This window comes from Micromonospora sp. NPDC023966 (genome assembly GCF_040639095.1).
GTDB lineage: Bacteria > Actinomycetota > Actinomycetes > Mycobacteriales > Micromonosporaceae > Micromonospora.
Window position 1 is genome coordinate 87,506 of the sequence record NZ_JBEZZJ010000003.1, and the last position, 19,525, is coordinate 107,030.

General features: G+C 65.4%; 16 protein-coding genes and 1 pseudogene. 8 read left to right on the top strand and 9 right to left on the bottom strand.

The features are described 5' to 3' along the window. Positions 1-83: 83 nt before the first annotated feature. The 4 genes from AB0F68_RS06810 to AB0F68_RS06825 all read right to left on the bottom strand — a co-directional run bounded on the left by AB0F68_RS06810 (position 84) and on the right by AB0F68_RS06825 (position 4,523). Positions 84-650, bottom strand: a complete 567-nt coding sequence (locus AB0F68_RS06810; RefSeq protein ID WP_357333402.1) for a helix-turn-helix domain-containing protein — start codon at positions 648-650, stop codon at positions 84-86. Positions 651-1,301: 651 nt separating this feature from the next. Continuing rightward, entirely contained in the window at positions 1,302-1,538 is a 237-nt protein-coding gene (locus AB0F68_RS06815; RefSeq protein WP_357333403.1) for a GntR family transcriptional regulator, read from the bottom strand. Between the two features lie 1,111 nt (positions 1,539-2,649). Continuing rightward, a complete protein-coding gene (locus AB0F68_RS06820) occupies positions 2,650-3,357 on the bottom strand; it encodes a hypothetical protein (protein WP_357333404.1) in 708 nt (235 codons plus the stop codon). A gap of 11 nt (positions 3,358-3,368) precedes the next feature. Next, a complete protein-coding gene (locus AB0F68_RS06825) occupies positions 3,369-4,523 on the bottom strand; it encodes a DUF262 domain-containing protein (RefSeq protein ID WP_357333405.1) in 1,155 nt (384 codons plus the stop codon). A gap of 384 nt (positions 4,524-4,907) precedes the next feature. On the opposite strand from AB0F68_RS06825, the pseudogene AB0F68_RS06830 reads away from it, so the two are divergent. Continuing rightward, a pseudogene (locus AB0F68_RS06830) lies at positions 4,908-5,117 on the top strand (hypothetical protein); the annotation flags it as partial. Positions 5,118-5,421: 304 nt separating this feature from the next. Further along, a complete protein-coding gene (locus tag AB0F68_RS06835) occupies positions 5,422-5,766 on the top strand; it encodes a hypothetical protein (protein WP_357333406.1) in 345 nt (114 codons plus the stop codon). Between the two features lie 124 nt (positions 5,767-5,890). Here AB0F68_RS06835 and AB0F68_RS06840 read toward each other — a convergent pair whose 3' ends face one another. Continuing rightward, complete coding sequence (locus tag AB0F68_RS06840; protein ID WP_357333407.1) at positions 5,891-6,262, bottom strand: metalloregulator ArsR/SmtB family transcription factor; 372 nt, start codon at positions 6,260-6,262, stop codon at positions 5,891-5,893. A gap of 370 nt (positions 6,263-6,632) precedes the next feature. On the opposite strand from AB0F68_RS06840, the gene AB0F68_RS06845 reads away from it, so the two are divergent. The 3 genes from AB0F68_RS06845 to AB0F68_RS06855 are packed head-to-tail and all read left to right on the top strand — an operon-like array spanning position 6,633 to position 11,860. Beyond that, positions 6,633-8,312, top strand: coding sequence for an AAA domain-containing protein (locus AB0F68_RS06845; RefSeq protein WP_357333408.1), 1,680 nt, complete (start codon positions 6,633-6,635; stop codon positions 8,310-8,312). After that, positions 8,309-11,032: an AAA domain-containing protein gene (locus AB0F68_RS06850; protein ID WP_357333409.1), complete on the top strand. Its 2,724-nt coding sequence runs from the start codon at positions 8,309-8,311 to the stop codon at positions 11,030-11,032. The genes AB0F68_RS06845 and AB0F68_RS06850 overlap by 4 nt, the downstream gene beginning before the upstream one ends. A 9-nt stretch (positions 11,033-11,041) precedes the next feature. Then, positions 11,042-11,860, top strand: coding sequence for a hypothetical protein (locus AB0F68_RS06855; RefSeq protein ID WP_357333410.1), 819 nt, complete (start codon positions 11,042-11,044; stop codon positions 11,858-11,860). Positions 11,861-12,265: 405 nt separating this feature from the next. Here AB0F68_RS06855 and AB0F68_RS06860 read toward each other — a convergent pair whose 3' ends face one another. From AB0F68_RS06860 to AB0F68_RS06875, 4 genes are read right to left on the bottom strand one after another with little or no spacing between them, the layout of a single operon-like run. After that, positions 12,266-12,520 (bottom strand): hypothetical protein, encoded by a 255-nt coding sequence (locus tag AB0F68_RS06860; RefSeq protein WP_357333411.1) that lies wholly within the window; start codon positions 12,518-12,520, stop codon positions 12,266-12,268. A gap of 12 nt (positions 12,521-12,532) precedes the next feature. Next, positions 12,533-12,733: a hypothetical protein gene (locus AB0F68_RS06865; RefSeq protein WP_357333412.1), complete on the bottom strand. Its 201-nt coding sequence runs from the start codon at positions 12,731-12,733 to the stop codon at positions 12,533-12,535. After that, complete coding sequence (locus AB0F68_RS06870; protein ID WP_357333413.1) at positions 12,723-12,938, bottom strand: hypothetical protein; 216 nt, start codon at positions 12,936-12,938, stop codon at positions 12,723-12,725. The genes AB0F68_RS06865 and AB0F68_RS06870 overlap by 11 nt, the downstream gene beginning before the upstream one ends. Positions 12,939-12,962: 24 nt before the next feature. Next, positions 12,963-13,352, bottom strand: coding sequence for a hypothetical protein (locus AB0F68_RS06875; RefSeq protein ID WP_357333414.1), 390 nt, complete (start codon positions 13,350-13,352; stop codon positions 12,963-12,965). 589 nt (positions 13,353-13,941) lie between these two features. On the opposite strand from AB0F68_RS06875, the gene AB0F68_RS06880 reads away from it, so the two are divergent. From AB0F68_RS06880 to AB0F68_RS06890, 3 genes are all read left to right on the top strand, one after another. Beyond that, the gene (locus AB0F68_RS06880; RefSeq protein WP_357333415.1) at positions 13,942-15,216 is read left to right on the top strand and encodes a hypothetical protein; all 1,275 of its coding nucleotides are present in this window, start codon (positions 13,942-13,944) and stop codon (positions 15,214-15,216) included. Between the two features lie 216 nt (positions 15,217-15,432). Next, positions 15,433-15,864, top strand: coding sequence for a hypothetical protein (locus AB0F68_RS06885; RefSeq protein ID WP_357333416.1), 432 nt, complete (start codon positions 15,433-15,435; stop codon positions 15,862-15,864). Beyond that, positions 15,861-19,394, top strand: coding sequence for a hypothetical protein (locus tag AB0F68_RS06890; RefSeq protein ID WP_357333417.1), 3,534 nt, complete (start codon positions 15,861-15,863; stop codon positions 19,392-19,394). The genes AB0F68_RS06885 and AB0F68_RS06890 overlap by 4 nt, the downstream gene beginning before the upstream one ends. The last annotated feature ends 131 nt before the right edge of the window (positions 19,395-19,525 follow it).

The window sequence follows — 19,525 nt, forward strand, 5'->3', positions numbered from 1 at the left end:
GGCCGGCTTTCGCTTGTCTCATGGTGCACCGCGCTCGTCCAGCCGAAGACCTATCAGCATGCCAGCACATAAGTGATGGTCGCTCATGCCCGGCGCTCGATCGCCTCTGAGCGGCAGGGAATGCACCTGCCAGCAGGTTGGCCAATGTGCCCCGGACGTGAGCAGCGGCGGCCACCGCCGGTCATCGGCCGGGCCGCGCCGCCACGCTCGGCGTAACCCGGAACGCGGGTCTGCTTCTTCTGCGGAGCAAACCGGTCGGAAACCGGTGCCCGCCCGTCTTCCATTGATTGTTCTTCAAAGCTTCGGGCGACACCCTGGCTGTCACCCCCGCTGGCCGAATCTGTCGCCCTGCCCTGCTGATTTGTCAGCCCAGAGGCAGTTCCCGTCCTCCGATCTCCGATGACGAGGCGGTAGACGCGGGTGGCGATCCCGGCGACCTTGGACACGGCCAGGCGGCCGAGTTGCACCAGCTTGCTGAGGCATCGCTGCACCGTCCGCTCTGAGCAGCCGGCGTAGTTCGCGATGGTGGCGACGGAAGGCCAAGCCTTGCCCTCTTGGTTGGCGTGTGCAGCGATTGCGATGGCCACGGCCCGCTCGTTCTTCCCTAGGTCTTTCGTCGCGAGAAGAGCGCCCTTAACGGCAAGACTCATTGGCCTCGGACCTCCTACGTCCGTCGGGGCCACGGGCGGGTGTTCTGCACCGACGCGGCCGAGCTTCGTCTGGCATCCCGCGCCGTACCAGCGAGGGGTCTAGTGATCCACGCTCACCTATCGCTCAAGGTCAAGTCGCAGAGGAGATGTGGGCATCCCAACCGGCTGCCGACTGCGTCCGAATCAAACTCGGCGAGGAGCAACACGCCCGAATCCCGAGCGTGCTGAGCGTTGGAGATCGGCCAGGCGGCGGGCGGGGAAGGGCTACCCACGGACGTTCCGGGTCCTAGGACGCGCTCAGCTCGCGCAGTGGAGGCGGTTGGGCAGGCGACGTTGTGCGAGGCTGAGAGGGCTCGCCGTGCAGCTGGCACAGCGCGCCTTGCCGCTGCGGTTAGGGCAAGGGCTGATGTTCGTCCCGTACGCGGTTGAGCAACTGGTTGGCCTGCCGGCGGCCGTTGAGGGTGAGAAGCCGGACGTGAGGTCCGTGTTCCCGGACAAGGTTCTGTACCCGGGGTCGCATACTGCGTCGGTACCCGAGGATGTAGCGGACGAAGTCCAGGTGATCCGGTCGTAGACGCCATCCCGGTGGTGCTGCCCGCCTCGGTAGCGCCAGCGCCGCTGCTGATGCCCCACAGGCAGGCGGCGGTGGGGTTACGGCTTCCGCTCGGCAACGTAAGAACCGCGAGCCGGCAACGTCACGACCAGACCCCGCTCCCGGAGCAGGCGGACAGCCGCCCGCACCGTTCCGCGACTGACGCCGTACTCCTGCTGTAGATGAGTCTCGCTTGGGACCGGCTGGCGGGGCTTGAGCTTCCCGTCCTCGATCTGCCTGGCGAGGAGGTCTGCGAGCTGGATGTAGAGCGCCACCGGAGACATCTCGTCAACCATGAGCCGGACCTTATGGACGCACAGCCTGAGCAGGCCGTGGGGTACGTACAGAACGTCTAGGACGGGCTGTACGAGTCGGACGAGTTGGATTACCTTTGGTAGGCGTACCAAACCACACCCAGGAGGGATCTCATGAGACTCTGGCCCTTCAAGCGCCGTCCGCTACCAGTCGACCGGACCGGCCCAGCGACCGCCTACCCGAACCGTTCCGGAGCCCTCGGTCCGCAGGCCGTCTCCGAGGTCCAGGCCCGCCGCAACGCCGGCCGTCCGCACTACTGGGCAGTCGAGCCAACGATGGAATACCAACGCACCCCGCTCCTCACCCTCGGCCAGCAGCACCGTTCTCAAGGTCGGGCCGAGTGATGGGGGAGAAGTGGCTCACGCGAGTCCCGTTCCCAGTCGTCCTCGCCTCGTACTGCATCGAGTTCCATGAGCGGAACCTGTGCGCGATGTGCACTGACTCCGGATGTCCGCGGCTCGATGACGCCGCGCTAATCCTCGACCGCTACCGAGCCGATCGCTTGGAGCGGTACCGGCTCCGTCGAGCGGAGTAAGGGCCGAGCCTCCGCAGGGCCTCTCGAGTGGCCTTGGACGAGAGCTGGCTGTAGATCTCCATCGTGATCAAGGCGTCCCGCCCAGCGGGCCGCTCGCGCCGCCGAACCAGGCCGGGCCGCTGGCCCGCCTTCCCCCTCCAGCGTGTCGGTTCCAGCCGCCGACGGCGCGAGCCCAACTGTGGATGCGTCATGCAACTCGGCCGAAGAGTTCATCAAAGACGATGGCCGGGCCGGCTTTGGTGCGTTCGTCGCGCGGTGTCGAGCCTGACGGAACGGCGGAAGCAAGGAGTGGGATTGCTTTAGAGCGCCTCCGGCGCCCGGACGACAACGGATGAGGGGGCCCCAGTCCGTGGGGCGTATATAGTAATGCCAATCCGCCCGCTATTCAAGCCAAGCAGGCCGGGGTAATAACCTCGTACACCTTGTCGCCCCGTTCTGCTCGGCGACTGTTCTTCGGAGGCAGACAGTGATGATGGCTTGAATCAAACATGCCCGCCGACGTTAGGCACCACGTCCAACGGAACGTGTCATCGCAACCCCGTGCGACTGAGCCGGTTCTATCGCCACGCATGCTTCGCAAGCGTTCGTGCCACGGAATGAACAAATCTACTTACGCTTTCGCCCCGATTGGCGACGTGCTCGGGAGTGTCGTTTCCTATGGCGTCCTTGAAGCTTGCGGTGCTTGTGTGGACGGCGGCCCCGCGGAGGTGTACAAACTCGTATAGATCAGTGCTCGCCATTGGCGGCAACTGCGTTAACTCTTGGACACCATATCCGCTCACTCGCTTAAAAGCCTTGGGTGTAACCGACACGCCGATTGGATGTAGTAGCTTCTCCACATATTTAATTCCTGCCCCGTGATTCCCATCGATGAGATTCTTAAAGTACGTTCCGGCGCCTACGCTATCCCAAACGCGTAGGAGTTCCTTACGGTTCGATGCGAAGAGCTTCTTGCTCGGAATTAGTTCGAGATTCGGCATTTTGGACTCAAAGTCACCTTTGTAGTAGAGCACGCAATTGACGAGTATTGGACTGCATTGGTACCTAACTGTCCGCTCTCTGGCGTTTCGCAGGACTTTCCTGACCATCTCTTCGAGTGCGTGCTCTGCCTCCGCATGCAACAGCCCGATATAGGCCGCTGAGACGTCCAGTGCCTCGGGGGTCCATGTCGAGATGCCCATGAACGGCCTTATGAAACGGGTGGTAAGAAACTGCTGGCGCCGGCCACACTGTTCCGCCAGGCGATGTAACTCGCGCGACTTCACGGGGAGCGCTCCTACAGAGCTTCCAAGGCGGAGGACTCTGCTAATTCAGTTAGGTTCTCGTAGCCGAGTGCCCGGCCAAGCCGGCCGGCCCAGAAATCAATTCTTCCTTGCACTGCGTCTCGGCTCTTCGTCGTCGCCTCGGTCCAGCTGCGGAATTTGCCACTGCGGTTAGATAGAGTCGTGAACGTCTCTCTTACGACTGCTGCGGACTCAAGCGCAGCCTCGCGGACCTCGGCATCACGAAGGGTAAGGATCATCATGTCAAAAACCGCTCGATTGAATCTGCCGGTAGCTTGCCCGTCTTCGATCCTCTGGAACGCGCTGCGGCCAAAAATTTCGAAGGTTGCGACGATTGCCTCATCGATGTTTTCTGCAAGATCATCGAGCTGCCGCTCAACCCGACGGTCCCAATTCTTGTTCAGGGTCCGGGTGGCAGCGTCCAAGAAGCTCTTGAGGTTGCCGCGATATCTGTTGAAGAAGCATGAGAAGGCAATAGCTCGAAGTAGAAGTTCGGCGTCCCGGAGCCGATAATCCGGCTCGCTGATGTTGAGAATTTTCTGAATGCCCCTGGATCTAGCGGATCGAACATCCAAGTAGTCAGTGAAGGGTCCAGCGATTAGTGATCGCCGAAGTTCGTGGGTGGATAAAGGGGTCACCTGGCTATTCAGCCTATGGAAGACGAACTGGAGAACCTCGTCCTTGATCCAATTCCGCATGACTACGGTGCGAATCGGAAGGTTCTCGAAGCGAGAGAACTCCTGAATAGCCGTGATCTCCTGGAAGCCCTTGCCGTTGAGATTCGGCAAGGTTTGCAGGCCCGTCAAGCGCAGCGTCTCCTCGATAGCAAAGCGCTTGAGCGTCCCCAGCCGCTGCTTCCCGTCGATCACGATGTACTGATGCTGGCCTGGGCTCGACTTCGGCAACTCGGCCAACGTAATTGGCGGCACCGGACAACCTAGAAGGAGTGACTCGATGTAGAGGGAAGCTTTTTGGTCGTTCCAAACTGACCTACGTTGGAACGGCGGATCGACGTCGAAGACGTCGCGTTGCATCTGCTCCGTCAGGGCGCCCGTCGTCCAGTCGGTAGTCCAGACCACTGTTTCGGGCAAGTACTTGCGGGTCGCGTCGCGGAGATCGTCCTCCTGAACGTCGTCTTGCCATTCCATGCCTGGCTCCGATCACAGCGGGCGGATCAGGGAACTTTACCCACCAGAGGCGTGCCAAGGGCAAGCCCTCGCCGTCTCAGGGCAGGGGCGCCTCACCGGCAGAGTTTTACGGAGTGCCAGCGACGCGGGTAGATGTCCTTCCGCACCTCCGGTCAGGTCCGCATCGGACGTGCCTTATCGAGGCCTCGGATCAGAAGGCCCCCGGCGCCGGTTTGAGAGGTGTTTCTCGTAGGTCCCATCGCCTACCGTAGTGCGGTGTCCTCCTCGGCTTCGCAAGGGCGTTGGTGCCATCGTCGGCTCGGTCAATGCTCGGTAAGCCGCTGTCAACGCAGCTGCTGCGGCGAGGGCGATACCGGTGCGGTAGCGGAACCAGGCGCGACGGCCGACCTCAGCCACCCGCAGCTGATCGCCGTCACCGACAACGTCAACCAGGCCAAGGGCGACCAGGACCCCTCCACCTGGCAGCCGCCCCTGTCGTCCTACCGGTGCACCTACAGCAAGATGTGGATCACCGTGAACTACAACTGGGGGCTGACCCTGCAGTCGTCGGAGAAGTCCGCCCTGCAGAGCATGCTGAACACCTGCAGCTCCTGACGCCCCATCGAGTCCGCGCGCTCATAGCCCCCAAGTTGGCCGTCGGGCGGGCTGCGACTGGAAAGCAGTGCGGTCTTCCGAAGCGAGGTGGCATATTGCCGGATGCCAGTGACGTGGTCGACGGGCGGCACGCTCAGTCCCAGGCTTGCCGCCTCTTCCGCCACCACTGCCGACTGCGACGAAAGTGGCGGTTGGCCGAGCCACCTGGCCGCGCCGTCGGCAGGGTGGGTGCCGGCCATTCAATAGCCTTGGATCTATGGCAGGGAAGTTGCGTGCCCCCGGCGGGGATCTAGGGGAGGGACGTATGGAACCGTGGACCTTGGCGCAGGTCGATCAGTGGCTTAACTGGGTGCACGACCGGCACGACGAGTTCGACTACCGCTACATCTACTTCGCGTACTTGGCCGCTCGTGCTCCTGATCCGCGTGACGACGAGATCACCCTGACCGTTGAGCCCGACGGTGGTGTCGTATTGCAAGCGGGCAACGACGATCGTGGACTGCGGCTGGCGAACGACGACGAGTGGACCCAGTTCGTCGATCACCTGCAGCGGCGGTACTGCAGAGACCGATACCCGAGCATGCAGGAGTGGGAGGAAGCCCAGCACGCGGACTTCCTCGAAGAAGCCCAGTGGCGGTTCGGACGGTAATCCGCATTCACCGGCAGCGACGCCCGCACCAGCGAAGGTAGGCGGTTGGCGCGGCGGTCAAACCGGCCACGACCAGAGCGGATTATTGCCGGCAGGGTCGGCGCCAGCGTCTTCACCGTGACGCTTAGCGGGTCTTCCTGGTCGCCCGCTTGCGGGGCGGCGTCAACAGCTCGGCGATCGCGGCGATGGCGGACGGCACCAGGCGGTAGTAGGCCCAGACTCCGCGCTTCTCGCGCTCGAGCAGCCCGGCCTCGGTGAGGATCCGGAGGTGATGGCTGACGGTCGGCTGGGAGAGGCCGAGCGGCGCGGTGAGGTCACTGACGGACGCCTCGCCTTCGGGAGCGGACTGGATCAGGCTGAGCAGTCGCAGCCGGGCTGGGTCGGCGACGGCCTTCAGCACTCCTGCGAGCCGTTCGGCGTCGGCCCGCTTGATCGGCTCACCGGCAAGCGGCGAGACAGCAGGTGCAGCGGTTTTCGGGGTTCCCACGTCATGCATCGTTACACCAACACCATCAACAGGCTGGCGGAACCCGGTACCCGGCCACGGATGGTCCGCGGGTAGGGCTCGCCAGGTACCGGCCGCGTCCGCGCCGGGGGTGTGGGCGTCGGCCCCAAGTATCGCGAAAACGACGCTGGCTGGCCCCAGACCACGGAAAGCGGCAGCGGCCCCGGTTTCCTTTAGGGCGCTGAGCGGATGCGCTCCGCGTCAAACAGGTGTACCTCGATTGATGATCATTCGCCGGCAGATGCTTGCGCTTCGTAGTTGATTACGTGCATCCTGTTGGGCTGGGCGAGCCCGAGGAGGCGCAGTGCCGGACCCCGTGTCCCCAACCAGTCCCGCCGTCAGACGACTGACCCAAGGCCTCGTGGCGCATCTGCTCACGCAGGTCAAGAGCAGTGAGCTGCCGGATCGCGACGCAATCGACGAGACCAACGTTTACTGGTTTCGTAGGCCGCCGCAAGAGAAGGCGAGTGGTCGCGGACGGATCATCATGCAGGTCACCTACCCTCCACCACCTGAACCCCCTGTACCCCCGACAGCGCTCCGCGGCCTGCTGAACGCCACCGAGTACGGCAACGCCGAAGGCTCGCCACCCCCGCTCGCGGAAACTGAAAGCGGGCTTTCAGCCGCTGGTCCGGCAATCTCCGATTCCCTGCGACGGGAGTACGAGGCCTGGCTCGCCGTATGGACGAAGTGGGCCGAGCACGAGCGCAGCATAAAGGAGCAGCGCGCCACCTACGCCTACCTGGAGAGACTGCAGCGACTGGCACAGCAACGCGGCGACGCCGAGGAGCTTGTGCTCGGTGTCGGTCTCCTTACCTCCAGCGCCGCCGGCCGTTGGGCTATCCGCCGGCACCTCCTGATCTGGAACGCGGCCATTGTTGAGGATCAAGCTACCGACAGCCTGCAGATCGTCTTGCCCCTCGACCAGAGGATGAAGATCGAGGACCAAGACTTCCTCACCTCCCACGACGGATACCGCGCCAAACACTTTGGATCGCCCTGGTTTGACACCGAAGCGCAGCTGCACCCCTTCTCGCCGGAGGTCGTGCGGCTCTTGCAGCTGTGGCGGCGCCGTTGCTGGGACCGGACCCTGCACCTTGCTGACGATCGGTGGGAACCACCGCTTCTCGACGAGGCCGATACAACACGGCTGACCCTCGCTCCAGCGCTATTCCTTCGTCGCCGGGACCGCAAGGGATTGGAGCGGGTCTATCGCAGCATCGCCGACAGCCTTGAGGGCGTGGACGCTCCAACTCCCCTCGGTCTGGCGCAACTGGTGACCCCGATCGAGGCAACGCAGCGCCGCAACTGGCTCATGGACGAAGGCCGTGATCGCCCGGTCAACAGCGACGATCCGTTGTTTCCTCTCCCCAGCAACAGAGAACAACGTCGGGTGCTGGCCAAGCTCAGCGACGACACGACCGTCGTCGTGCAGGGCCCACCGGGCACGGGCAAAACCCACACGATCGCCAATCTCATCTGCGCGCTGCTCGCCGACGGCCAGAGGCTGCTCATCACGAGCCAAAAGGACCAAGCGCTACGCGTGCTCCGCAAGAAGCTTCCCGAGTCGGTCAGGCAACTGTGCGTACTGATGACGGGCATGCAGCGGACCGGCACAGACGAACTCGACCGCAGTATCACCGCACTGTCGGAACTGTCCTCCACGATCACCGTCGACGAACTACGCACCGACATCACCCAACTTCGGGGACAGCGCGCAGATCTCCACGCTCGGCTCGAGCGGGCGATCCATGAGCTGGGCGGAGTTCGCGAGCAGGAGTACACGACGCACCCGCCGATCGCCGATGGCTACGGCGGCACCCTGGCGCAGATCGTCGAACAACTGGGCGCTGGCCGCGATCAGCACGCTGGATCGCCCCACTGCCCGCCTCCGCTTCCGGTGACCCGCCCCTGTCGAACGACCAAGCCCAACAGCTATGGCGGCTTCTCACCACCGCCACGCCACAACGCGCCGCACGAGCAAAGCAACTCATCCCCGACTCCGAGCAAATCCCCCACGCCGCGGACGTCGCCGCGATGATCGCCACCATCGCTGACGCCGAAAGGATCCTCGGCTGCGACCGCACCGCCTCCGCATGGTCACTCACCACCCTTGATGACCCCACCCTTACCGAGGTCCAGCGCCACGTCGCGGTTGCCACCGACACTATGGCGGCCTGCGGCCTGCCCGATGCCATCAGCGACTGGGACCCCGCAGACTGGCGGCGCGGTGCCGCTGAAGCGCTCCTGGCCCGGCGAAGCCCTGCCTACTGGGAGGCCCTGTTCGCCGAACTGCGAGAAGCAGAGCCCCACATACGTGCTCTGACGGCTCTAAACGACTGCGACATCGACCTGGGCCCCACACCCCTGACCGCAGCTCACCTCAGCCGCCTCTCCGGCCAAGCGAAGCGTCTGCGCAGGCACCTGGCAACTGGCCGACGTCTACGCCGCTACCTGCCCCCACGTGCCCAGCTCGACGCCACCGACCTCCTGCAAAGTTGTACGGTTGACGGGTCCCCACCCGCCACCGCCTCCGAGCTGACCGCGCTGTCCACCTACCTTCAGGCCGAAACAGCCGTCAGCACCGCCTTGGAGGCATGGGCCCAGATCGGAGTTCCGACCTTCCAGGGGCCGCTCCGCCGTCGAGTGGCACATCTGCACGACATCTCACACAACGCCTCCGCCCTGCGTACGCTCGCCGCAGCCCGGGACACTGTCGAGCGCCTCCTGCGCAGCCACGGGATTCGCTTCACAGTCCGCTGCCTGGAAGACTGGGACCTCCTTGTCCGCGTCGGCCAAAACCAAACGACTATCACCGGGGCGCGACAGGCAGCTGCGGCCATGGCTGGCCTCACCAACACCGTGCAGACATGGTGCCGAAACCCAGACGTCGCCCCCGAAGTCGTCGATCTCAACGCCGCTCTCAACCGTGGCGACATCGACCGCTACGCCACAGTCCGCCGACAACTGGATCTGGCCAGGAGCGACAAGGACGCACAACACCGATGCCACCAGCTGCTCCAGAGGCTCTCCGCCGCTCACCCGACACTCGCCAACCAACTCAGCGAGAACGTCGACGATCTCACCTGGGAGAGTCGCCTCAACGACATCGAAGCAGCATGGGCCTGGGGCGCTGCGGCCGCCTTTTGTGAGAACGTTCGGCAGACGGACACCGAGCAGATCCACGAGCAGCGCATCGATGAAATTGAACAGGAACTCAACCGTGTCACCGCAGAGCTAGCTGGCAAACAGGCTCTGCAGCACTGCCTGGAACGCATGACCGAGCAACAGCGCCAAGCCCTCCAGTCCTACAAGACCAACATGGGCGCCTACGGTCGTGGGCAGGGCAGAAGCAAGGACCGGTACCTCACCGCAGCGTTCGACGCGATGAAGCACGCCCAGCAAGCCGTCCCGGCCTGGGTCATGCCCCTGTCAGCTGTCACCGACACCGTCCCACCGCAACCAAACACCTTTGACGTCATCATCGTCGATGAAGCCAGCCAAGCCAGCGTCGACAGCCTCTTCCTCCTGTGGCTGGCACCACGAGTCATCGTTGTTGGCGACGAGAAGCAGTGCGCACCCGGCGCCAACTACCGGAAAAACAATGACTCCGAGGCCGTCCAGGACAGCCTGGACCAGCACCTAGCGGACATGCCACTCAACCTCCGTAACGGCTTTCTCCCTAGCTCCAACCTCTACGAACTCCTCGCCTCCCGCTTCTCCGACGTCGTTCGGCTCTCCGAACACTTCCGATGCATGCCCGAGATCATCGGATGGTCCTCCGCGCAGTTCTACGACAACAGGCTTATCCCTCTACGCCAGTTCGGGGCCGACCGCCTCGACCCCCTCCGAGTCGTGCACGTCGACGACGCCGTGGAGGAAGGGCAAAGGGCAACCCTTCGTAACCAGGTCGAAGCCAACGCCATCATCGATCACGTACAGAAGATCATCGACGACCCGATGTACCGCAACAAGACCATCGGCATCATCGCGCTGCAGAGCGGCAAACAGACGCAAGTTATTGAAAAGCTCCTCTACGAGCGGGTCGACCCGGCCGACATACGCCATCGACAGATTCGAGTCGGTCAACCGCCGGACTTCCAAGGCGACGAACGCGACGTCATCCTGCTGTCCATGGTCGTAACGAAGGCCAGGAAAGCCCTCACCGGCCGCACTGAGCAACGTCGGTACAACGTCGCCGTCAGTCGCGCCCGTGACCAACTCTGGCTGTTCACGTCGGTCTCGCCAGCGAGTCTGAACCCCGCCGACCTCCGCCACTCCCTGCTGACCTACATGCTCCACCCTCCGGCGACCCTCACGGTCGATCCGAATCTCGACGATGTCACTCCCAACACTCGGACAGACCCCTTCACATGCCTGCTGCAGCAATGCGTCTTCCTGGAGCTGCGCCGCCGCGGCTACGCCGCAGTACCGCACTACCCGGTCGATCGCCGAGCCATCGATCTCGTGGTCGTTGGCGACAACGGCCGGCTTGCTGTCGAGTGCGACACACCGTCGCGGAACCGACAACCCAAGCAGGTCCACCAGGAACTACACCGCGAGCGAGAACTACGCCGAGCCGGCTGGCAGTTCATCCGCATCCGAGACAGCGAATACCTGCATGACCCCGCTGCCGCCCTCGAACCTCTCTGGCAGCAACTACAGCAACGAGGCATCGAACCCCGGTCGCTGCCCGCAGCACCACGCCAGCAGCCACGTTGGAGACCAGCAGCCCTGTCCGACGACGAAGACGACCTCTAGGAGACCCGCGTGCTCGAAGGCATCGACGACAACATCCTCGATGAGATCGCCCGAATCGCCTGCGGCGGCGACGACTATCCCGTGTACCGGCGTGGGGCCGAGCTGCCCAAGCTTCTCCAACAAGCCGGCTGGGACAACGTCGCGCCATACAACGGCGACCAGCGCCGAAGCTGGCTCACCAACCAACTCCGTCAACGTCGAAACACGCCCGGGGCCATCGATGCGGTCGTCTGCCGCCTTGCCGACCAACGTGAGTACGTTCATCGCAACGAGCCTCTCGCCGCCGCCGAGGTAACCAAGCTGCTCAACAGCGTCCTCGTTATCGAAGGATTCGAGATCGCACACAGCCAGGGGCGACCCGTCATCCGCCCCTACAAGCAGCCAGAGGACCAAAAGCAACAGTCACCAGACGTCATGCTCCACGTGGCCATGGCAGACATCGTCCGCGACACCGACCTCGCCGTGGTCCTTGAAAGCCGACTCAACGAGGCACGCATCTGCGACCGCAACGGTGCCTACGCCAGTGCGATCGTCATGCTCGGCAGCCTTCTGGAAGGCGTTCTTCTCGACGCCGTCAAGGCCCGCCTGCCCAACTCTGACAAACCTCTCGATAGATGGACCCTGCACGATCTGATCGAGACCGCCCATATGGAAAAATGGATACAAGCCGACGTCCGCGGCTTCGCTGGAAAACTCCGCGAATACCGCAACCTCGTGCACCCCAACGCCCAGGTCAAAATCGGCCATGCCCCGGACCGCGATACCGTCAGCATGTGTTGGCCCGTCATCAACGCGGCCCTCAATGACTTGGCGGCCACCGCAACGTGACACCGAGGCCCAGCCTTGGTCTTTGGGACGGTCTCTCTCCGACGACAGACTGCTAACATCACGGCATGAGCACCCATGCTGAGCATGGGCGCCGCAAATTCGTGTACGAATCCCCGCTCGGACACCAGTATTCGTGGACATCCACGCGAGATGGCCTCGTATGCGGGCCGCGAACCAAGACGTGTCATGTGTGGATCCCGGCGTCGGGGTCCCATCCCACCTGCGCTGACCCCTCCCGGTTCGTTATGGCGGGGCATAGGTGAGCTGCGTCCGGCCGCGCCCCCGCCGGCCCGACGAGCAACTCGTCGATGCCCTCGTACCCATCCCGCTGCCCGTCGCGGCAACGATCAAGGCGCACAGCGAGGACATGGCGAGAATGCCGATGTGCAGACCCCAACCGACGTCTTAACGCAGGCCGTCGAGGTGCAGGATCTGTAGCCGATCATGGGCGATGTCGCCAATGTGGGCGCCTGAACCGGTGGCCCATCCGCCTGCGCGGACAGTGTCGGCGCGGGGAATTTCGATCCAGGTCCAGAGCACGAGCACGATGCCAAGGAGGGAGAGAGTGGGAGGCGCCCATCGTAGGGACACCCACCTTGGCGGCTGACGATCGATGCGGGCCAGCAGGATCGCGGCGACGGCGGAGGTCGCGCTGAGCATGATGCCGGCGCTTCAGGCGGTCGACGCGGCCCATGCCGACGCGCTGTTGGTCTCGTAGCTGTTCACCCCGTTCGTGGAAGCGGCCCAGCCCGACTGGAACGAGGGAAGAAAGCCGCTTAGCAGGACGGCCAGTGTGGCGCCGCCGATCGCCGGCTCATATCGCGAACGAGCGGTGGCTGTGCCTGAGCCGGGGCTGAGGTCGTCAGTCGTCATCGTCGTCAGTGTCCCTGGGAGGCTGCCACCACCACATCCGCAGGATGTTCCCAACCGGCCAGTCGGGCGCCGCGCCGGCCAGGCCCGGGCGGCGGGGAGGTGAGGACGAGAAGTGGTCGGCCAGGTCGTGTCGGTTGGTCGCGGCGAACCAGCCGCGGACCTGGGGACGGCCGGCGAGAAAGAGCAGCGCGACCGCCACGAGCATCTTGGCGACGTTGACCGCCCGCAATCACCAGGGGAACGGCTGGAACAGGGTCAGGCCGGAGCCGAGCAGCACGACCACCGAGACGAGGACGACCTGCCGGTACGCCTTGCGCTGGCCCACCTGCAACCCGTGAACCACCCGCAGGTAGGCGAGCGCGACCAGCGCCACGGGCAGCACGCGGGACCAGGCCGAGGAGCGCATCGTGTTCCGGGCGGCGGTCAAGTCGGTGCCGTCGGGCAGGTCGAGGTGGGCGAGCTGGTAGTCCAGCAGTTGCTCCTGGAAGGCCAGCATCAAGCCGGCGAGCAGGGCGCTCAGGGCCAGGTTGGTGAGCATGAGCACGATCATGCGGCGGACGTGCGGCGGCCTGGCCGTAGCGGCGTCGGGATCGGTGGTGGAAGCGTCCGCTGTCGTCATCGGCACGGATCGGATCCCACGACGTCTTCCCGCACTGCCCCAGTTTCCCGCAAGTTCGCTCAGCCAGTGAACTCGGGACCCGGCGGCTGTTAACGCAGATGGGCATATCCCCGGCGGACCTGCTGATGGCTGCGCTGGATCGACGATCGGCAACTCCGCATGCACCACGCTATGTCGGGCGGGACTCGCCATGCGATAGCCGCGTGCGGCATGGATCACCATCGTCATGATGCCCGTCCGCCTCAACTGCGGCGGTCACCTGTCGCGCGGGGCTGAGGATTGGGCAGACCAGGGTCGCGGCATGGTGGGCAGCCGCATCCCGTGCGGCGGACGCAGTCAGTGCGCCCTTGCGGACTGAACGAACGGCGACGGCAGGGGAGTCCCGCCACGCATGGCGATGCTGTGGCGCCGGGCCGTCCGGGCCTGGGTTACCTGCGGAAGACCGGCCTGTGTCGTTTGCGGCGGTTTGCGGGGCCTCAGTCGACAGCAAGCAGGCGCCGTGGAGGCGCTCGCGTCTGGTTCGAATATGGGATGCGGCCGTGCCCGTACGAGTGGATGCTGTCCTGTTGGCGTGACGGGAAGGTGGAGGGTGGACGTGTTCGCTGAGTTGACGAAGCCGGATGAGCGTACGCTGCGCTTCACCTCGATGGGACTGAGCCTTGGTGGGCTTTTACATCAGGATGATGCTCTTGCCTTTCAGCGCTCACAGATCGCTGGCGCGGTGCTGACCGATGCGGTTCCCGTCGATCTGCGGAAGAGCTTCGAGCGACTGCGTTACCAGCACAGCTTGGGGGTGGTCGACTACGAGCAGTTCACCGTCGTTGCCGACGCCGCCGTCGGCCTCTACGAGCCCGCTCTGCGCGCCCGATTCATCGAGTTTTATCGCGGTCAGGCGATCCCGTTCACCGACGGAGAGGGCCGACTGCAGCCGGTGACCAGCGACAGTTACGACGACATCGCCAAGCATCTGCGCCAACGCAAGCTCCGTCTGCCCGACGGTAGCGGTGAGCCAAGGCCCTTTGGAGGCATGCTCACCGACCTGTTGGCATGGGCGCGCCAGCACCGGCTTCTGCGGGGACAACGGGCCCGACAGGGCGAGAATGCGATCGTCAAGATGCGCAACTACCTCGCCCACGCGCGACCGCACCACATCCACACCCCAGTCGACGCGACGCTCGAGCTGCGTGCCCTCGCCGAGTTCATCAATCAGCTCTGGGGCGTCGCTACTGTCGGCGGCAGGTGCTACCCGGCGCCAGTCCGATGCGAGACGCTCGCGGTCGGCTGGAATCCGACCACCGGCGTCCAGGAGTTCACGCGGGCGGAGAACCTCACCCCCGATGAGGATCCCACCACTCGATGGATCCTGTACCGCGGGGTGCTTGACGGCTACGAGGCCGAGCGTTTCGACTCCCGATACGTCACGACCCGTGTCCCGACCCAATACCTGTGGGGGCCAGGCGCTGCCGCCGACGCAGTTGCCTGGTTGGCCACCCACCATCCCGCTAGCGACGAGATCGACCCGATCGACGGGCTCTACCTCGTGCGCCATCACGGCAACCACCTATACCTACCCCAAACTCCCCAGGTTTTCGCCGCGACCCCGTCGAAGCAGCGACCCGGACGCTGGCACCTGCTACGCGCGGACGTCGGCAACGACGCCTTCGCCTGCGTACGCGCCCGCGTCAGCCCGAACGAGAACCACAACAGCTGCCGCTGCCCCGTAGAACGGCTGGCGCGAGGGACCTGGAACAGGGTTCACACGGAACTGCGCCAGATCCAGCCCACCCTCGTGCCACACCTCCCTGCCGACGTCCGGGCGCCATCGCCAATGCGTTGGCCCCGCGCGGTGGAGATTCCGGCCTGACCGGGCGATCGAAACGGCGCGAAGCGCGAGGCACCAGCAGCCAGGAGCCGACCTACGACCTCCCGGTTGCGGTCGCGCGAGACGGGCAGGCAATGGCGTCGCCTGGGCTACGCCTCGTCGCGGTCATCGAGGCCGTCCATCAGAGTTACGCCGTTTCGTAGCAGTCGGTGACGCGTGGATCGCGGTAGATGAGTGCGCCGCTGGCATCATGGGGGCATGAGGCTCGGTTTCAAGATGGGCACCGCGGCGGTCCTGGTCGTGGTCGGGGCGGTCGGAGCAGCATGGTTGCTGTTCGGCGAGGGACTCGACCGGGCGGAGAAGTGGGTTTCGATCGTCGGCGTGTGCGTCTCTACGGCCCTGAGCGCTGGCGGATTGCTCCTCAGCTGGTTTACGTGGCGGCAGACCCGGGCGGGCAACAGTGCCGCCCGGGCCGTGACCGCGCGGGGGATCGGCGCAGTGGGCGTCGGGGGAAGCAGCAGCGCCGAGATCCGCACCGACGTGTCTGGCGTGGCAGTGCCGATGTCCCCGCCGCCCGGCGGAAGTACCGACGTCCACGCGGGCGGGACGGGTTCAGTTGCGGTCGGCGGTGACAGCACCGCGCCGATCAGCACCCGCGTGACCGGTGCGGACGTCCGGCCTCGGCCATGACCTTCTGGCGACGCGGAAAGGCCGCTTCCGGCACGCCGGAGGTGGTCCGCGTTGAGGCATCCGGGGCCGGAGCGGTCGCGGTCGGCGGCGACAACAACGCACCCATCACGACCACGGTGATCATGCCGGGCAGCGGTCGTCCCGGTGTTTGGCTGGAGACGGACCGATTCTTCGTCCTCGAGAGCGGCGCCGGCCTGTACTCGCACGACTGGACGTTGGTTGGCCGCGGGCCGGAGCTGCGCGGCCTGATGGACTGGCTCACCGGGGATGGGCAGGGCGTCGCCCTACTCGATGGCCGAGGTGGGATCGGAAAATCGCGTCTCCTGCGTGCCTTCGCCGCTGCCGCGGCAACGGAGCACGGATACGTGGTGCGCTTTCTCGATCGGTCGGTCTCGGTGCAGCCGGAGGACATCGAGGTGCTGCCCCCTGCGGACCGCCTCCTGGTAATCGTGGACGACGCCCACGAGTCGTCGGCCGTCGCCACCACAGTCGTCGGCATCCGCCGGGCACGGCCGACGGCGAGGATCCTGCTGGCGACGCGACCATACGGCGTGGATCACCTCCTGAAGGATCTGCGCACCGCCGGACTTCACCGGACCGACGTGCCGCACTGGCGGCTGGGAGATTTGTCTCTCGCGGAGGCGACCGAGCTGGCTGGCGCGGTGCTAGGAGCGGCGCACGACGAGGACATGGCGCGCAGGCTCGCCGCGATCGGCCATGACTGCCCGCTGATCATCGTGGTGGGCGGGGGACTCGTCCGGCAGGGCAAGCTCGACGCCGACAGGGTGACGAACGACGACCTGCTGCGGGACGAGGTCATGGCGAACTTCGCGAAGGCGCTCACCGCGGATGCCACGGTCGCCGATCCCGTCCTCCGGCGCGAAGTGCTGCATGCGATCGCGGCCCTGCAGCCCTTCCGGCTGAACGAGCCGGAGTTCCGGGCGGCGGCCGAGGCGCTGACCGGCAAAGCGTTCGATCAGATCCTGCCCCAGCTGCGCGAGTTGGAGAACGCCGGAGTCCTGCTGCGCCGAGAGAACGCGGTGCGGATCGTGCCGGACCTGCTTGGCGACACCCTTCTGGCCGACGCCATCGTCGACATTCACTCGGGAGCTGGCACCGGATACCTCGAGCGCATCCTCCGGGCGGTCGACGGCGACGCGCTCCTACATCTGGTGCTCAACGCCAGCCGGGTGGACTGGAACGTCCGTCATACGGCACCGGAGCCGCGGCCCTCGCTGGTGGAGGCGCTCTGGAACGCCCTGGTCGGGCGGTTCGACGGGGCGGATCTCGAGGAGCGGCTGGCCCTGCTCCGGCGACTGCGAAGGGTGGCCTTCTACCAGTCGGCTGCGTTGTTGAAGATCTGCCAGCTCGCATACAAAAGTTGCAGGGCGCCTGATGGCGATCTTCAGTTGAGGGACAAGATTAGGGCCGCGCTGCCGCCCGTACTTGAGAAGGCGGCGCTGGATCTGGGGACCTTCTCCCCTTCGGTCGATCTGCTCTGGGAACTGGCCGGGCAGGATGAGCGAACGGACCGGCGAGAGCCGGATCATCCCGTCCAGATCCTCAAGGACTTGGCCGAGTTCAAGCGATGGAAGCCGTCGACGTTCAACGCCCGGATGGTTGAGGCGGCAAAGCGGTGGATCGCGGCGAGCCGGGGCGGCAGACCCTCCGTTTCGCCACTGGACGTTCTTCAGCCATTGCTGGCGACGGAGGCCACCGAGGAAGAGTCCGACGGGATCACGCTAACCCTGAAACAGTTCCAGCTGAACCACGCGGTGGTGTCACCGCTACGACGGGAGGTCGTCGAACTCGTTTTAGCGGAGTTGACGTCCGCGGATCCCTGGGAAGCCGTCCGCGCTGCGGAAACTCTGGAAAAGGCCCTGCAGTACCCCCACGGGTTCTACGGACACACCGTTCCCGTGGAGCAGCAGGACGAGTGGACACCTGACTTCCTGGAAACGCTCGGCCGGCTCCGCGACCTGGTCACCACCCAGCCGATCGAACCCGTTGTCGCCCTCGCCGTTCGGCGGAGCCTGTGGTGGCACGCCCGCCATGCGCCCGGGGCGACGAGGGCGGCGGCGAAGGCAGTCTTGGAGGCGCTCCCGGACTCGATCGAGTACGAGATCGCAGTGGCTCTTCATGATGGTTGGGCTGACCTGTTCGATGACGTGGACGACTTCCACGAGGCGCAGCGGATGCAGGCTGAGCATCTGGAATCTCTCGCTCGCCGGGCCCTCGCGACATGGTCGGAGAGCTCTCTGCTCGAGGAACTCGCCGCTGGCCTGCAGGCGGAGCAGGATGCCGCGCTGACCGGTCGGCAGGCGAACCCGGAGCCGTTCGCTCACGCCCTGATGCGGAACCGGCCCTCCCTCGCGCAGGCTCTCGTGGCGTCGGTGATTCGCGAGCCCGAAAGCCCGGTGGCAAGGCTGCTTCCGGTCGTCTTGCAGGAACTCCTGCAGAGCAACGCCGACGCCAGATGGGAAGCGGTGAGCATGTTGCTGCAGCGCGATCACCTCACCCTGACGCGGCTGACGGCGAACGGCCTAAGCCGCTACCGCGGCGACCAGGGGCCGGTGGACGCCCGGGAGCGAGAGACACTCCGCCAACTGCTGCTTCATGAGGACGAGACGACCCGGTGCCTGACGCTGCAGGCGGTGCGGTGGATCGGCGAGTACGACCGGGCCACAGCCGCGGAACTGGTCCTATCGGTCTCCTTCGAGCACTCTCCCGCAGTGGCCGAGGAGGTCCTGTCCGCCTTCGGCGGGCACGGCTATCTGTCGTACGACGATGTCGACGACGCGGCCCGCGAACGGCTACTCGCCGGCATAGCCGGGCTCGCCACCATCGAGAAGCACGAGATCCAGGAATTCCTGGCCGGCCTCTCGGCGGTGCACCCGGAGGCGGTCATGCAGCTGCTGAAGCGCCGGGCGACACCGAGCGCGGAACCACGAGCCGGCGGGTACCGCGCCTTCCCCGACCACTGGCAGGAGAGGCTCCGGTTCCGCGGTACGACGCGCTTCGGCGAGTTCCTGTGGGACGCCATAGAGTGGGTCGCCGAGAATATCGACCGCGCCCGCAACGATGACTGTGCTGCACTCTTCGCGGCCGTGGCGGTCACGTTCGACGACATCGTCCGGGAAACGCTGGACCGGGCCCTGGCAACCGACGCGGTGCACCACATCAGGGCGGTCGGCGTGGTTCTGGCGCGCGCGCACCGCACGTTCGTCTGGGAGTACCCCGACTTCGTCGTCCGGGTACTTCGCGTCGCGGAAGAGCATGGCGACCAGTGCCGCCGGGACCTCCCGCGCGGCCTTCACCGCTCGGTGCTCCGCGGCGGATGGGGAGGCGCCGCCGGTGAACCGTTCCCTCAGGACGTCGAGCAGCGCGACCGAAGCCGGGCCGTCGCGGCAACGCTGGCGAAGGGCTCGCCGGAGCGGGCGTTCTACGACGAGTTGGCCGAGACGGCGGAGACCGCCATCCGCTTGGACATCGACCACGAGCGCCGCACCCTGGAGCACCGCGACTGGTGAGGTGCCGTCGGGAACGACGGCACCTCCGGTGAGCGGCCGAACTCAGCCCGGGTGAACGTCGCGAGGCGGCTCGTCTCGAAGGAATGCCCGGTGCTGGCGTGCTGGTAGGGGCGTTCAACCCCCGAATGCCC